Source organism: Formosa undariae (assembly GCF_042427615.1).
Taxonomy (GTDB): Bacteria; Bacteroidota; Bacteroidia; order Flavobacteriales; family Flavobacteriaceae; genus Formosa; species Formosa undariae.
The window spans coordinates 767,107-784,784 of record NZ_JBHMEZ010000003.1 but is presented as its reverse complement, the minus strand read 5'-3'; the positions used below and the strand labels follow the sequence as shown (position 1 = coordinate 784,784).

At 33.7% G+C, this 17,678-nt stretch carries 8 protein-coding genes; 5 read left to right on the top strand and 3 right to left on the bottom strand.

The window, feature by feature from the left end; all coding sequences use genetic code 11:
* Window positions 1–29: 29 nt before the first annotated feature.
* On the bottom strand, window positions 30–2,177 hold the full coding sequence (locus tag ACFFVB_RS06600; protein WP_382381927.1) for an alpha/beta hydrolase fold domain-containing protein: 2,148 nt from the start codon (window positions 2,175–2,177) through the stop codon (window positions 30–32).
* 91 nt (window positions 2,178–2,268) lie between these two features.
* Window positions 2,269–3,798, bottom strand: coding sequence for a sulfatase family protein (locus tag ACFFVB_RS06595; RefSeq protein WP_382382231.1), 1,530 nt, complete (start codon window positions 3,796–3,798; stop codon window positions 2,269–2,271).
* A 1,388-nt stretch (window positions 3,799–5,186) separates the two neighbouring features.
* Here ACFFVB_RS06595 and ACFFVB_RS06590 point away from each other — a divergent pair.
* The 5 genes from ACFFVB_RS06590 to ACFFVB_RS06570 are packed head-to-tail and all read left to right on the top strand — an operon-like array spanning window position 5,187 to window position 15,746.
* Window positions 5,187–8,264: a SusC/RagA family TonB-linked outer membrane protein gene (locus ACFFVB_RS06590; protein ID WP_382381926.1), complete on the top strand. Its 3,078-nt coding sequence runs from the start codon at window positions 5,187–5,189 to the stop codon at window positions 8,262–8,264.
* A gap of 13 nt (window positions 8,265–8,277) precedes the next feature.
* On the top strand, window positions 8,278–10,200 hold the full coding sequence (locus ACFFVB_RS06585; RefSeq protein ID WP_382381925.1) for a RagB/SusD family nutrient uptake outer membrane protein: 1,923 nt from the start codon (window positions 8,278–8,280) through the stop codon (window positions 10,198–10,200).
* Between the two features lie 58 nt (window positions 10,201–10,258).
* Complete coding sequence (locus ACFFVB_RS06580) at window positions 10,259–13,054, top strand: SusC/RagA family TonB-linked outer membrane protein (RefSeq protein ID WP_382381924.1); 2,796 nt, start codon at window positions 10,259–10,261, stop codon at window positions 13,052–13,054.
* Window positions 13,055–13,085: 31 nt separating this feature from the next.
* Window positions 13,086–14,819 (top strand): RagB/SusD family nutrient uptake outer membrane protein, encoded by a 1,734-nt coding sequence (locus ACFFVB_RS06575; protein ID WP_382381923.1) that lies wholly within the window; start codon window positions 13,086–13,088, stop codon window positions 14,817–14,819.
* An 18-nt stretch (window positions 14,820–14,837) separates the two neighbouring features.
* Window positions 14,838–15,746, top strand: coding sequence for a hypothetical protein (locus tag ACFFVB_RS06570; protein ID WP_382381922.1), 909 nt, complete (start codon window positions 14,838–14,840; stop codon window positions 15,744–15,746).
* 725 nt (window positions 15,747–16,471) lie between these two features.
* On the opposite strand, the gene ACFFVB_RS06565 is transcribed toward ACFFVB_RS06570, so the two are convergent.
* On the bottom strand, window positions 16,472–17,593 hold the full coding sequence (locus tag ACFFVB_RS06565) for a leucine-rich repeat domain-containing protein (protein ID WP_382381921.1): 1,122 nt from the start codon (window positions 17,591–17,593) through the stop codon (window positions 16,472–16,474).
* Between the last annotated feature and the right edge of the window lie 85 nt (window positions 17,594–17,678).

The window sequence follows — 17,678 nt, the reverse complement described above, 5'->3', positions numbered from 1 at the left end:
TTTAGATTGGTTTTTGGTGTTTAATTGGTTTATTGAATTATAAATTTTATGCTCTTTGAACTTTGGTTTACAACGATATTTAGAATGTAAATCCCTTCGGTAAGCCCTTTAGTAGTTATATTAATCGTGTTCGAGTCTAAATTTGGAAACAATACCGATTTTAATACAACTTGCCCTAATTGATTAACAATTTGAGCTTGCACTTGTGCTCCATTTAAATCTGATCGCGATGCAACTTTTATTGTATCTCCTGCTTTTACAGGATTAGGATATAGCTTTAGAGATTGATCCAGGTTTATAGTACCCATACTTAGGGTTTCGCTGTCGAGTAATTGCGCCATAAAACCAACCATTTCTATTAAAACATCTTCATAAGCAGGTTTTCCTGGATTAAAAAAGGCATGAACTTCACCCGGATATATTACAGCTTCTGCTTTACCGCCTGCGGCTTTTATTGCTTCAGAAAATAGTGTGCTTTGTGTATAGGAAATTGTGGTATCTGCATCTCCATGCATCATTATTGTTGCTGGCGGATTTTCGCTTAATTGAAAAATTGGAGAGTTAGCAGCTTCACTTGGCACATTTTGCTTGTACCAATTACTGTTACCGAAATCTCCTGCATCATTTACAAAGTCATAGATTCCATTAAATCCAATAAATCCAATAACGCCATCGTATTTTTGTGCAGCCAGAGCAGCCAATGGCGTTCCTGCAGAGCCACCACTAAAAAATACTTTTGTCATATCGAAATTGTAAGCTTCAGCATTGTCTAATGCCCATTGATAGGCAGCATCAATATCTTCCATTGCTAAAGAAAAAGTTCCGCTAGACCCAGAGCATCTATATCCAACGCCTAAAGTTGCTACACCTAAATTTTCTGCTAAATATTCACCGTGAGGAGAAAATGCGCCTGCAGAAGCCTCAGGAGAGCCTCCAGACCAACCACCACCATGTATCCAAAAATGAACAGGCATTTTATGATCTCTATTAGTAGGTAAATTCATTTTTAGTCCTAAGGTATGTCCAACTTGAGGGAAGTCGACCGTAGCGATAGATGTTAGTGTTATGTTTTCAGACACACCAAAATTTTCGTCAGTTTCTACAATAAAATTATATTTAGTTGCTTTAGTTAAGTCAATAGCGACAGCGTCGGTTGATTTTAATCCGTCTTCTATATTTAGAGTTACTAATCCCTTAAAAGGCCAGTCTTCACTAGGCGTAAACGTAAGGGTGTTTGCGGGTGATAAAATCCAATTACCTGCAGTTTCTGTTTCATTTTTATTGATGTAAATTTTTGGGTAGTCTGAAGTTTTGTCTACATCTTGACTAAACGTTATTATAATATTTGCATTTACAGGTAAGCCTGTTCGTGTTGTTGGTAATACTTCTGTAACCGAAAATTCGGCAGTAACAAGTTCTGCATATTCTGTAGCTAACCTAGTGTACTCATTTTGGAATGCTGTGGTACTAAGTCCTCCATTGTACATTGTAAATTCTACAACTTCTGTGTGGTTGTACGTTTGTGCACCTGCAACTTCTTCAAAAAGATTAAATTTAAGATCTGCATCAGGATTGGTGCGCATTGTGTTTGTAATGGTACCTGTAGTTATTATAGGCGATGTGCTATCGAAATAGTGATAATTTCCTGAAGCGTCGATTGTAAATCCAAAAAAGAAATAACTGTCTTCGGGTATTTCATTAGAACCTATATTTACACGGGTATAATTTGGTCGCGAATAGTCAAAACCAATCTTACCATCTTGAAGCCTTACAAATCGAATACCATTACAATTGGCAAATCCGCCACTCATATCGTAATTTCCTATTAATCCTGCTGGTTTATTAGTAACCGTGTTTTCGGATTTACCTACATAAAAAACACTGTACGTATTATCGGAAATATAAGAACTAGAACCTTCAACTTCAAGAAAAGATCCCGTTTTACTAAACCCAACATTTGTTTTTCCAGGGTAGGTTTCGTATAATTTATCACCACCAAGAGCAACGTTACTTTGGGTAGCATCTCCGTAACCATCGACTTGGTTTTTCCATAGTATTACCGCACCATTTTCTTCAACAATACCTGTATTGTTTTTCAAGGATAGCACTTCGGTTTGAGCGACCAAACCAGTGCTTGAAATAAGGAATATAAATAAAAACTTCAAAAATGTTTTCATATGTTTTGGTTTTTGATATTGGGTTTCTCTTATTTCTCTTTTGAAAAGTGAGATATCTGGTTTTTATAGAGTAGTTCGATATTTCTCTAATTTATTGTTTTAATCTTTCGAAAATTTGAATCATATCTTTTAATTTTTTAGGATTTGATTCGGCCAAATTGTTTTCTTGACCAAGATCTTCGTTCAAATTAAATAATTGGTATTGTAACAACACGCCTGTTTCTGTTCCTACTTTTTTGTTCATCGCACTTCCTTTATATGGCGGAATCATTAACCAATCTCCACTTCTTAAAGCTGTATTCGATTTCGCTTCAATAATTAAATGATCTCTTCCTTTTTTCGTTTCACCCAATAAAGTATTTAAATAGTTTTTGCTATCGGTTGTATTGTCTTCTATGCCAACTAGGTGTCCGAAAGATGCTAATAAATCTATTTGACAGACAATAGCATCAGATACACTTGGGTTGATGTGGTTTTTCCAATACGTTATAAAGGGTACGCGAGTACCAGCTTCAAACAAGCTATATTTACCACCGCGTAAACCTCCTTTGGGGTCATGATTTCCTAGTTTTTCTACAGCATCATCGTAATACCCATCATTTAAAACGGGGCCATTATCGCTAGAGAATACGATCAAGGTGTTTTCTAAAATTCCTTCTTCTTCTAAAGTTTTCATGAATTCACCAATACACCAGTCTGCTTCTAAAATAACATCACCTCTTGGACCCATTCCAGATTTACCTACAAAACGAGGGTGTGGGGTTCTAGGAACATGTGGTTGTTGCATAGCGTAATACAGAAAGAACGGTTTTGCTTTATGTGTTTTTACATAATTTTGAGCTTTTACTAAAAAATGATCTGCCATATCTACATCACTCCATTTCGCAGCTTCACCACCTTTCATATAGCCAATTCTTGGAATCCCATTTACAATACTGTTGTTGTGACCGTGATGCCATTTCATAGTCTGCATTTCTGGATTAGAAATTGCGGTTGGCTCACCTTCGAAATTGGTTTTATAATCCACTTCTATAGGATCGTTTTTGTCTAAGTTTACAACGTCTCCATTTTCGATATAAACTGTTGGTACACGATCTTGGGTGGCAGCCAGTATATAAGATTCATCGAAACCTACTTCATTAGGGCTTGGTTTTATTGTTTCGTTCCAGTTTACATTTCCAGATCCCAAACCTAAATGCCATTTCCCGACAATAGCTGTTTGATAACCTGCTTTAGATAATAGTTTAGGTAAGGTGTGTTGTTGAGTGTCTATTAATAAGGGGGCATCTCCTGGTAATATCTTAGCATCTTTATTTTTCCATGGATACATTCCTGTTAACATCGCATATCTACTAGGAGTACAGGTTGCTGAAGTTGCATAACCATTCGTGAATTTTACACCACCGGTCGCCAAAGCATCAATATGGGGTGTTCTAAGTTCTGTAGCTCCATATGAACTTAAGTCGCCATAACCTAAATCGTCTAGATATATGACCACAATGTTTGGTTTGCTTGTTTTTACCTCTATATCTGCATGCGAACTCTTAGCACTGTTTTTACAACTAAAGTTTACTACTAACATAGCTAATATAAATAACCTGCTTTGGAATCTGGAATTCATCATTTCTATTTAAAAATATTAATCGATTATTATTTGTTTTAAAGGTAACACCAATAATTTCTCTTTCTTAAAAAGAATAGCTGTTTACTATTCCTGTTTTAGTACTATAGCAGGAAAATTTACCGTATTTATTTAATTTTATATTGATGGGTACTAAAATAGAGAAACCTGATAAGTGTTAAACAAGATATTACATTTAATAGGTGTCTATTTTATTTTAATATTCTGATTATTAAATTTATCAGTCAAAAAAAGGAATACAACCTATTCTTTTTACTTCTCTTAAATTTTAAGCTATTTAATGTATTGAAAATGCTAAACACTCCTTATTAAATATCAATATATCACAAATTTAACGTGTTTGTGCGTTTTTAATTTCTCAATTAAGGGGGTGTAATGTTACGTATTACATGTTTTATCCCTTAAAACGTCTGGATGCAATGACAAAGAGAACATTTTAAAGATTTTATGCTTTCGTCTTTTTTTGTGGTTACAAACTAAAATGAAATCATCTTATAGGTGATCATTATTTCTAGCATACAATTGTAATTACCCTTTAACTTCTTCATTTAAAGAGGTCAATAGTAATATGGAATTCAAAATTTGAATATGTAAAGTTGAAAATACAACTGACAGATCTAAACTATTTTGAGGATGCTTAGACAAAATCTCCCGTCATGTTTATTAATCTAGAATGATAAGCGTGTTTAATTAGGTTAGGTTTTCTTCAAGTTGAAATTGATTTTGGTTCTTTTAGAATCTCGGTACCATTAAAATGAGTTATAATAATTATAGACAAGGATAAATAAATCTTGTGTTATAATATGACTCGCTAATCATATAAATGCCTTAAATAATCCAAGTTTTTGTAGGTCTATAAATATGAAAAACAGAATGTGCTTTTTATAAATTCAATGTAAGAGATAATATTTAATGTACCGAAGAAGCTGTCATTATATACATTTTTAAACTGGATAAAATTCTTTTAAAAGGTCGAATATATCACTTCAAATTATACAGCTATAAAACGCAGACAAAAGTTTAATATTAGTATGTAATCTAATTTTTAATATTAACTCAAAATTAACAATTGGTCCAATTTAATTGTCGGTTAAAAATTATTTTTAAATTTAGTTAACTATTAAATAGTAGTAAAATGTCTTCTAGATTTATAAAAAGTAATTTTTAGGATTTTATTTTGAATTATTCGCAATACGAGTGTTTACAGTAGTTCTCTTAATAAAAAAAATGATTTAGCAACATTTTAACCCCGTATTTGAGAAAATATTAACAATTAAACCCGTTAATTTTGAACTTAAGATATAATAAGTACGATCTATAGTATTGATTATTGAAAACAAACTAAAAAAACTAAAACCAATTAAATTATGAAATTAAAGATACTTACGCTTTTTCTATGCTGTTTTAGTCTTGTTTCTGTATGGTCACAATCCAACATTTCAGGTACAGTTACAGATGAACTAGCAATGCCCTTGCCAGGAGTAAATGTGCTGGTTAAAGGGACATCTACAGGTTCTGTTACAGATTTTGATGGACAGTATACTGTAACTGCCGAAAAAGGGGCAATACTTCAGTTTTCTTTTGTCGGCTTTCAAAGCCAAGATATTACTGTTTCTGATATTCAGAAGCCTATTAACTTAGTTATGAAGGAAGATGCCTCGGCTTTAGAGGAGGTTGTTGTTGTTGGTTATGGAAAACAAAAAAAGGAAAGTGTTTTGGGGGCCATTAATTCAGTTAAGGGTAGCGAAATACTTAAATCGGGTTCTTCCAATGTTAGTAATGCACTTAGTGGTGTTACTCCAGGTTTAGATGTGGTGCAATCGACGAGTGAACCAGGAGCTGATGATGGTGAAATATTTATTCGTGGTAATTCTAATCCATTAATATTAGTAGATGGAGTTGAAATTGTAGGAGGGTTTTCTTATATGGATCCTAATGATATAGAAAACATAAGTATTTTAAAAGATGGAGCGGCAACAGCCGTTTACGGAATTAGAGGTGCTAACGGTGTAATTATCATTACCACTAAAAGAGGAAAGATAGGTAAACCAAAAGTGAATTTCACAAGTGAGTTTTCTATAAAAACATATCCAGACACTTACGATGCGTTAAGTGCTTACGATGCTCAGAAAGCTTTTAATGTTGGACTTTATAATGATGCTGCATTCAGTGGAGGATATTCTACAGAATCTCAATTGGCACACTGGAGAGATGGCGATTTACCATATATCTATCCAAATACGGATTGGGTAGATTATACTACAAAAGATTTCGCAACGAGCTTTAGTCAAAATGTTTCTGTTTCTGGTGGAACAGATTTCGTGAAATATTATGCTTCCGCAGGATATTTACATGAGGGAGATATTACAGAAGCACGACAGTTTTTTAATTTTGATCCAGAATATAATTTTCAAAGATTTTCTTTCCGTGGAAATTTAGATTTTAAATTATCAAAAACCACACGATTAAAAACGAGTGTTAGTAGCCGATTAGAAGATAGAAATAAATCGGGTAATGCAAATAGTGACCCTTCTTTTTTAGGATTGTATACGACTGCGCCAGGAGGGGCTGTGCCTTATTATCCTGCCGAAGCGATGGAACTATATCCTGACCCGAATTATCCAGGATTAGCAGAAATACGATTTCCTATTAGTGGAAGTATAGGTAATAATCTTGAAGGTTCAGCTAATTTATTGAACACTATTTTTTCTATTGATTTTGAATTAGAACAAGACTTAGATTTTGTTACAAAGGGTTTAATGTTTACTGCTAAGTATAACTATATAAGTAACTACGAGACATCACAAACTACAACATTCGACTCGTCATTAGAAACACGTATAGATAGATACGATTTATTACCTGATGGCACGTGGGATTCTTTTGAAGGACCAGATTACGAACGTCCTTTTGATTTTAATGTTAACGATGAAAATATTAGTAATAGTTACGAGATTACTAATACAAGAGCACAATTGTTTTATGAACGCACTTTTGGGAAACACGCTGTAACTGGATTAGCATTATTTAGCCGTCAAGAAAAAATTAGCAATACACAATTTCCGTTTTACAATGAAGATTGGGTAGGTAGAGCAACTTATAATTATGACACACGCTATTTCTTTGAAATAAGTGGTTCGTATAATGGGGATGAAACTTTCGCAGAAGGTTATCGTTTTAAATTATTCCCGTCTATATCTGTTGGTGTTAATTTAGCTAAAGAAAAATTTGTGCAAAATATTCTGCCACAGATGAATAATTTTAAAATTAGATATTCTTACGGAGAAACGGGGTCTAAAACAGGTTTAGGTAACGATCGCTGGCAATATTTAAGTTATTTCGATCGTCCAACAACAAATGCCGAATTAAGACCAACGTCTAGATTTTACTTTGGAGAAGGCGATACAGATCCGCTTTACATTATACAAGAAGATCAATTGGGGAATCCTTTACTGACCTGGGCTACAGTGTCTAAAGAAAATATAGGTGTAGATTTTGGATTTTTTAATAATAATATATCAGGTAGTATAGATTTCTTTAAAGACCATAGGGAAGATTTAATCGATAGGTTACAAATTGTACCTTCTTATTTCGGATCCTCGGCAAGTTTACCATATGCCAATTTAGGTATTTCAGAAAGTCATGGTTACGAAATATCGTTAACCTACCAAAATAGAACAGCAAGTGGGTTTAGCTATTCAGCAACTGGATTCTATGCTTTTAACGAAAATAGAATTTTAAAAAGTGCTGCAGATGGACCAGGAACTCCAGAATATACTCAAATAGCTAATAAACCTAACGGGGCTTCTGCATTATTACAAACCGATGGGTATTTCCAAAATATCGATGAGCTTTTAAACTACCCTGTTTATTCTGGTAATCCAGGTTTAGGAGATTATAGGTATGTAGATTATAATGCTAACGGTACAATAATAGGTGTAAACACCGAAGATATGGTAAGATTCGATTTACCAGACTCTCCTAGAAATAGTTATAGTTTAAGATTAAATGCAGGTTTTAAAGGTTGGTCTATTAGTGCTTTAATAAACGGAATAGAGGGACATAAAGGTCTTGTTAACGCCGACCTAGCTTATGCCATTCCAAATGGTGAAGCCGCTGGTCGTTATGATCAATTAGATTACTGGACACCTTCTAATCCAAATGCAGCATATCCTGCATTGCACATAGGAACAGCTAATCCTAATCTTGCGGCGGCAACAACAGCAAGAATTATAGATTTGGATTACATTAAATTACGAAGTTTAGATCTTGGATATGATTTTGACATGGAAAACAGCCCGAATATAAGCCGTTTTAAAATTTACGTGAGCGGAAGTAATCTTTTTACTATTTCTGATTTAGATTATGCAGATCCTGAAGGTAATACGCCAGGTGCATATCCAATATTGAGAAGATTTAACTTAGGATTAACTATGAGCTTTTAAAAAACAAACAACTATGAAAACATTTAAATATACATTCCTTTTAATCTTGATAAGCTTATCCTTTAGCTGTGAAGATTATTTAGATAAAGAACAAAGTTTTGAAGCCTTAGATCAAGACGACATTTTTAGTGACATTCGTTTGGCTAGAGATTTTCTAGACGGAGCTTACACTTATTTAATAACAGAAGTTAGTGCAGCAGCAGGAAACCCAGATATTCTTCCAGCCATGACTATGGGGGGCGAAGGCTACCCAGGAAGAATGAATAATAATGTACCTGAACGTTATAATTCATACGCGCAATCAGATTATTTAAGTTTAATGAACCTTGATGGAGGATCAGGGCAAGGTCAAACACCTAATTTTGTTATAAGATATTACGAATCTTGGAAAGGAATTAGAGTTGTAAATACCATGCTTGAAAATATAGATCTTGTTGAAGGTGCTTCTCAAGAAGATGTCGATAACTTAAAAGGTCAGGCTTATTTTTTAAGAGCCTTTTTCTATCACTTAATCACTAAACGTCATGGAGGTCTTGTTTACTTAAAAGAAAATTTAAACCTTAATGATCCTTTAGAGCGTGAACGTGAAACTTATGAAAGTAATTTAGCCGATATGTTAGAAGACTTAGATATCGCTATAGATTTACTTCCTGTAACTTGGTCCTCAGAAAATGTTGGTCGTCCAGCAAAAGGTGCTGCAATGGCATTAAAGTCTCGTATAACATTATTTGCAGCAAGCCCATTAGTAAACAAATCTAACGATCAACAAGCTTGGGTAGATGCCGCAACAGCTGCAGCCGATTTAATTAATTTTGCAAATGCAAATGGATTGTATTCACTTGTTAATTCTTCTAATGCTAACAGTATTGATGTAGGTCATAACGGAGCAGATCTTTTCGAACCAGAACCATCGGCTTTATTGCCTTATAGAAATATTTTTGTAGGTCAAGGGAAGTCGAAAGTTATTCCTCAAGAAGTTATTTTTATGGAGGTTAATCAAGATGTTGTAGGTACCGGAAAAACATTGTTGCCATTACCTCAGACCTATTTAACTGTTGGTTTTGATATTGTAAAAGGAAACAATAATCCAATGAATATTGGAGCGCTTGCTAATTTTGTAGATAAATTTGAAACTAAAAATGGATTGGCTATTAAAGACGATCCAACATACAATCCTCAAGAGCCTTTTATAAACAGAGATCCGAGATTTTATAATAATATTTTATACGATGGTGTGCAGTGGACAGTTACGTCTTCTAGCCCTGTAAATGGAACAGGTTATGCAGATTTAGCAGTCGTAAATGAAGACGGAGAACTTGGATTAGATCTACATAGTCCTACAACAGCGGCAAACAGATTATGGCAAGTAAAAAACCATACAGGTTACCGTATTAGAAAATGGATCCCAAATGGTCATTACTTAACTGCAGGTTTCCAAGGTCAATTAGATTATCACGCCAACAATATCATATTTAGAATGCCAGAAGTATACTTAAATTATGCTGAAGCTGTGAACGAGGCTTATGGTCCTTCTGGATCTGCTCCAGGTCTTGCTTTAACAGCTGTGCAAGCAGTAGATATGATACGTAATAGAGTAGGGATGCCAAATGTAGATGGCATATATACTGGATCTAAAGAAACTTTTAGAGATCGTATTAGAAATGAACGTGCTATTGAATTATGTTTTGAAGGTTTTAGATATGATGATATAAGACGATGGAAAATAGCACATTTAGAAGAAAACCTGAAATTAGAATTTTTAGAAATGCGCTGGCAAGGTGGGGTGTCTGATATTTATCCTACAGGTTTTAGTTATGAAAATGTTGAACCAGTAGACTTTAGAAAGAAGACATTTAGCGATAAAAATTACTGGTGGCCAATTCCGAGTTCGGAAGTTGAAGCCGTACCAACATTCGAACAAACTGAAGGCTGGTAAAATGCCGTTATTTTAACAATATGAGATACCACAAACTAAAAATTTTAAAAACAAACAAATGAAATTAACCATAACAGAATTGAAGTTTTTTATTTTCTGCTTACTTAATGCGATATTTATTAATATTAGTGTTGCTCAAAACACACAAGTAATAGGTTTGGTAGCAAATGATTCTCTTCAAAAGCAAAATAAGGACGAAATGCTTACAACGCCTTTCGGTGTGTTTAACTTAACGAATTCTACGGGTGCTGTATTTAGAGTGTCTGGAGAACAACTTCGTAAAACACCAGGAGATAATTTATCTGAAGCCTTAAGAGGTCGCGTACCAGGATTAAGAATCGTTAGAGGAACAAATACACCTGGTGAAGATGGTGGTTATTCTTATATATTAAACGGAGGTACACCTTATGTTTTAATAGATGGACAACCAAGAGGTCTAGAAGTAGACTTAAGAGAGGTCGAAGAGGTTATCGTGCTTAGTGACGCAACTTTTAATTCTCTTTTAGGAAACTTAGGAGATAATGGTCTTATTTATGTGATTACAAAAGGAGGTAAAATTAGTAAACCAGTAATTGAGTTTAATTACCAACAAGGTGTAAATACGCCAACACGGATGCCAGAATTACTTTCTGCTTCAGAATATGCTAGTGTAATAAACCAAGCAGCAAATAACGATGGCTTAGGGAATATCTATAGCCAAGATGCAATTAACGCATACAATAACGGATTTGACCCAATAAATTACCCGAATATAGATAGACAAGACACGTATTTACTTAGTTCTTCTCCTTCTAATCTTTTCTCACTTAATGTATATGGAGGTAAAGAAAATGTAACCTATGGTGCTTTTGTAGGGTATTCCGACTGGAAAGGACTTGAAAAAGTGGGCGATCAAATAAAAGGAAGAAACATTACTTTTAGAACAAAGATAAATGCCAGAATTAACGACATGTTAACGACGCACGCTAGTGTTTATGGTAAATTTTCAAAAAACGAAAGACCTATTATTAATGCTGATGCCATGTTTAATGCTATTTCAACAACACCAGCAAATGCTTTTCCTTTAAAAGTAGGAGACTCCGCTTATGTTGTTAGTAATGAGTTTAACACAAATGTATTATCTGAATTAGTTGATGGTGGTTCAAGAACAGATTATACCGCCAATATGGTTTTTGATTTAGGTTTAGATTTCGATTTTGAAAAATATGTTAAGGGACTTAAGTATAGTACGTATATAATGATGCGTACATACAATGCACAAACGCTTTCAACAAATAACACGCCAGCTCTATACACATTAGGAACACGTCAAAATGAGGCTGGATTAGATTATTTAGGTTTAAATTTATTTGCAGAAGAATCTATAGATCTTACAATAGGGCGTTCTAATGCTGGTATTCAAAGAAATATGGCTTATGGTGGTAACCTTAACTACTATAAAGATATGAACAAGTCTACGTTAAACTTAAATTTTAGTCATCTTTTATATTACGAACCTAACAGAGAATCTACGCAACCTGATAAGCGTAATCTAACCTTTAATTTAAATGGGGAGTTTGCCTTATTAAAAAAATATGTGTTCTTCGCTAACTTAAACTCGAGCAGTAGTTCTAAGTTTATAGGTAATAATCGTACAAATTTATTCCCAACAATAGGAGCCTCATGGATCGCTTCTAACGAAGATTTCTTAAAAGATAGTAAAACTATCGATTTTCTTAAATTCAGAACATCTTTTGGACAAGTAGGAACAGAGTACACCGCATCTACGTTTTATTATTTAGACACTTGGGGTGGTGGTAGAAATAATGGTACGATATATTTAGGATCGGGTAATAATACTCAAGACGATTTTGGATATTGGTTATCAACGACAGGAAATGAAGATATCGACTGGGTGGTTTACAATCAGATGTTTGCAGGTGTAGAATTAAGTATGTTCAAAAAATTAACATTAGGTTTTAATTACTTCAACATAGATATTCAAGATCAAGTTATTAAAGCAAGTGAACTTTATGCAGATGCTTTAGGTAGTGATGCTTATTTACCACAATTAAATTTTACGAGAAGAAACAATAGAGGTTTTAATTCTAATATCACATTCAATGATAATATTGGAACTTTTAAATACTACGTAGGTGTAAATGCAGGATTTAATAAAATTGTAGGTGAAAAGATTTCTGAAGTACCATACCCAGATCAATATAGATTACAAGAAGGAGAATCTCAAGATAATATTATTGGTTACGTAAGTGATGGACTTTTTACAGCAGAAAATATTGGTGATGCTTTACCACAATTTGGAGATGTACAAGTTGGAGATGTTAGATATGTAGACCAAAATGGAGATAATGTAATCGATATTAGAGATCAACGTGCTATTGGTAATAGTACACCTCGTTTTAACTACGGTATTAATGTGGGGATGGAGTTTAAAGGCTTCAATTTCGATGTTGTTGGTGTGGGAGTCTCAGGTTACGATGTTAACTTAAATAGTTACGATTACTATAAGCATAATGGGCTTAGAAGTTATACTTCAAATGTAAATAACAATTTACCTAATGGTAATGCAAACCCAAGATTAAGTACAAGAACGAGTATTAACAATTATAAAAATTCTGATTATTGGTTAGTAGATGGGAGCTATTTTAGGATCTCTAACTTAGAGCTCGGATATACATTCCCAGAGCGAATAATTGCTAATGGGCCATTCGCGAACGTTAAATTATATTTTAGTGGGACTAACCTAGCATTATTTAGTAAAATGAAAGATTTAGATCCAGAAGATCCAAAAGCTGGTGTTTATGAATACCCAATGATGAGAACCATTGTATTTGGAGCTTCACTAAATTTTTAATAAGTAAATGTTAATAAAACAATATAGAACGATGAAATTAACAAATAAAATATTAACCATAATAGCCTTGGGTATAACCATTTCAGGATGCAGTAGCTTTTTAGAAGACGAACTCCAATACACCCATGAAGAAGAGGTCATAACTTCTGGACAACGCTCGAGAGGTATTATCGATGAGATTTATACCGATTATTCTTTTGATTATTTTACCGATTTTTCAAATGAATATCTAACGGATAATGGCGTCTTAAATTCGCAAGAAACTGCTTTAGCAACGGGTTATTGGGGACCAACAGATAATCCTTATAGTGATGTTTGGCAACGGTCTTATAATAATATCAGACAAGTATATCAATATATTGAATTAATCCACGATAAAGATTTACCGTATTTACAATCTGAGGCCAGTTCAGAACTAAGTGATATTATTGTAAGTAGATATTACGGGGAAGCTCATTTTTTAAAAGCTTTTGCCGAATGGGAATTGCTTAAAGTGTTTGGAGGTCCTGACGCTAGCGGAACCATGCTTGGTTTTCCAATTGTAGATGGTATATTAGAAAATGAAGAATACGCCTTATTATCTAGAAACACATACGATGAGTGTGTTGCTCAAATTATGGAAGATTTAGATGTGGCGATAGAAAATCTACCAATTATATATACGGGAACCGATACTAATAATCCTGGATATAGCGATTTAGAAACGGGAAGAGCAAGTGGCTTAGCGGCTTATGCACTGAAAGCAAAAGTAGCATTGTTTGCAGCAAGTCCAGCTTTTAATACGACAAATGATATTGCTAAATGGGAGTTAGCAGCAAGTTTAGCTCACGATGTTATTGTGCAAAATGGAGGTTTAAAATCATTACAAGCATACGATTTTGATAGAGAAAATAATCCAGATCATATATGGAGAATGCGTAATTCTAGAAATAATAACAGTTTAGAACAACGTTTATATCCACCATCTTTATTTGGTCAAGGGGAGGTTAATCCTTCACAAAATTTAGTCGATGCTTTTCCAGATGCTAGTGGTTATCCTATTGGTAATGCATCTAGTACCTATGATGCTTCAGTGCCTTATACATCTAGAGATAAGAGGTTCTATAAATTTATTTTTTATAATGGTGATCAATGCTTTGAATCTGAAACATGTACAGATTACAACCCCTTAGAAATGTTTCAAGGCGGTTTAGATAACTTTGGAGGTTTTATTCAAGAAGAAGGAACGAGAACAGGGTATTACTTGAAAAAGTTTTTAAATGACTTAGAGTTTGATCCATCGGTAGATAATGCAATTAACACGCTGCCTAAAGTATATGTACAGTTAGGTTTAACAGATATGTATCTGACTTACGCAGAAGCTGTAAATGAAGCCTATGGACAGCCAGATGCTGTGCCGGCAGGACTTAGCTTTTCAGCAAAGGATGCGTTAGCCATGGTTAGAAAACGTGCAGGTATTAATACAGATCCTTATTTAGATGAGGTTTCAGGAAATAAGGAAGATTTTAAAACTTTATTACAAAATGAAAGACGTATTGAGTTATGTTTTACAGGAGAGCGTTTTCATGATTTAAGACGTTGGAAAGATATTGTAGATACAGAAGGTATTAAAGGTGTTAAGATTACTAAAAATTCAGATGATACATTTTCGTATCAAAATATAGATGTTGAAAGAAGACAATACGAAAATAAAAATTATTATTTACCCTTACCATATGATGAGCTGTTGATAAATACTAATTTGAAACAAAACCAAGGTTGGTAAAAAACAAACATGAAGATTATGAAAAAAAATATATTAAAATCAATTACTAAATTATTGACGCTTACACTTGTCATTGGGATGGGGACTGTATCATGTTCTTATGATGATTTTGTTGATAATGAATTTGAATTCACTTCAGTTTATTTACCAAAAGCACAAATAGACCGTACTTTTATAATGGGAGAAGGCATGCGAATTGGTGTGGGGGTTGTTCTAGGAGGAAGACTTAATAATACTGAAGATGTAGAAGTCACTTTTTCATTAAGCGATGCACTGGTAACCGATAGTGGTCGCCCAGTATTACCTCCAAGTTATTATAGTCTAGTAGATATCGAAGGAAATCCTGCAAATAATAAAATAATTATTCCTGCAGGGAAAACACAAGGTTTCGTATATGTTCAAGCAGATTCAATTAACTTTTTAGCAGATGAAATTTCTTTGGGAAACAATTATGCGTTAGGTTTTGAATTAGATAATGTTGTGAAAGCAGATTCTATATTATCAGAATATAACACATCTATCATTACGTTTACATATATCAATCAACTATATGGTAACTATATTCAAAAAGGTGAAGTAATAAAGACAGGAAGTACAAACGAAACTGTTGTGTATCCAGGAGGTATTACAGATGTGTTGGAATTAACCATGTTAGCCCCTAATGCATTGTTATATAGTGGTATTGCAGATTTAAGAGGATCAGACAAAAAATTAAAAGTAATTGTAGCCGCAGATAATTCTATAACTATTGAAACAGCCGATAATGCTATAGAAGTTGTAGACGATGGCGGTTCTTTTTATAACCCTGATACCAGAGAACTTACTCTTAATTACTCTTTTAGTTTTAATGGTGTAGATTATAAAGCTTCAGATGTTTTAGAATTTAGAAATAGAACTGTAGACGGTGTAAATCAATTTGATTTATAGTATAAAAAGGGGGAAATACATACTCTACGTAAGATTTAAAAATAGCTTGGGGCATAACTCAAGCTATTTTTTTTTGTTTAATTTCTTCTTCAGTACACCATTTAGCTTTTGTTTTTATACGGCTTTCTAGCGATTATTTAGTTCGTTATTAGGATTAACAATATCTCAAATCTAAATCAGCGACATTCACTTATAGAAGAAGTGCGTGCCGCTTAAATGTGGTGTCTGTAGATGTATTCGATGGATTTTTTACAGTTTTGGTAGTGGACTAATGGTTTTTTATAAAAAAAGTCACAGGCCCTGATAAATAGAAAAGCAATGTTACACCTCTGTAATTTTTTTTTGGTTTATCTAGTTTCTACTGTATCTGAGTATCCATTTTATTTATTGTATGGCAATAGTTAACTGCTGAAAAGAAGTTTTATTTTTGGCCATTTTGATGATGCTATTTATAGCATCATTTATTATTTAAATAATTACAAAATAGAGTTTTTAAGCGACTTTATTTACTAATGAAGGTCTTAGTCAATAAAACCAAAAGTTGTGAAATTTTAGAGAAGAGTAATCGAGAACGTGTGTTGACGTTTAATACAACGAAGTGAACAAAACAAGCTTGTAAAAGTATATACATCAAAAAAGCTGAACAATGATATCATTGTTCAGCTTTAATTAAATCCTTTAATAATCTGTGTCGATTATTTCAGACTACAGTGCAGTGTTAAAAATTATTGTTTAATAACTTTTACTGTTGCTACATTTTTACCTTCAGCATCTTGGCATCTTACTAAATACATTCCTTTAGAAAGGGCGCTAGTATCTACACCGTCATTCACTTTTTGAGAAGCTATTTTAGATCCTAAGAGGTTATAGATTTCAACGGAAGCAATTGCTTTTGATGAAAAATATAAACGATCGTTAACTGGGTTAGGATAAGATTTAAAGACTGCTTTTTCATTAGAATCGATACTTAATGTTGCTTCTGTAATAGAAGCAAAATCTTTCCACACTTCTGCCGCTTGATATGCAGCAAGACTACCATTAGGTACAGTTAAATTCGCAGAGCCAAGTGTTGTAGCGAATATAGACGACGTTGTATCTGTTGGATCAGAATATGTAAGAGCTATTGGTGTAGGGTTTTCTACAGTTACTTGTGTTAAGGTTGTAATATTTCTAAAGATGTTATAATTGGTTTCGTCAAGCACTGTTAATGAGGTAGGAAGCGTGATGGAAGTCAGTCCAGCAGCGTTAAATGCACCCACATAAATAGCCTCAACAGAAGGAATATCTATAGTTTGAAGATTAGCGCATTGCCAAAATGTTAATCCAGCACCTTCACCAGCTCCAAGAGAAATTAAACTTGGTAAACTTATAGAAGTAAGTGCTGTACAATTTCTAAATGTCTGTACATCTACACTAAGGACATTAGGAAGACTTGTGGTTGTAAGCGCTGTACAATCTCTAAAGGCTTGTGCCCCTATTTTTGATGAAAGAGGAAGGCTGATAGATGTAAGATCAACACAACCCATAAATGATTGATGACCTGGTTCAGTGTCTCCTTCGATAACTAGAGACGTAACAGATGTCGATTTAAAAGCTTGACTTGAAATTAATGTGATCGCATAATCAATTCCTCCTTGATTTACGGTAGCAGGTATTACTAATGCGTTTGGTACATTCGCACCATCAGCAATTCCTGTTAGAGAAACCGTATTTGGAGATCCGGCATCTTCTAATGTGGTTACTTGGAAATTAAACGACGCATCGTAAAAGATTTCGCCCGGCGCAAGTTGTGCATAAGTAAATGTTACTGCTAATAACATAATAAAAGATAGTAATGTTTTTTTCATTTTAATAAAGTTTAAATGGTTAGTATTTTTGTACTACCAAATTATAAAATTTATGTCCGTTTTTTGGTGATTATTGTAGCATTAA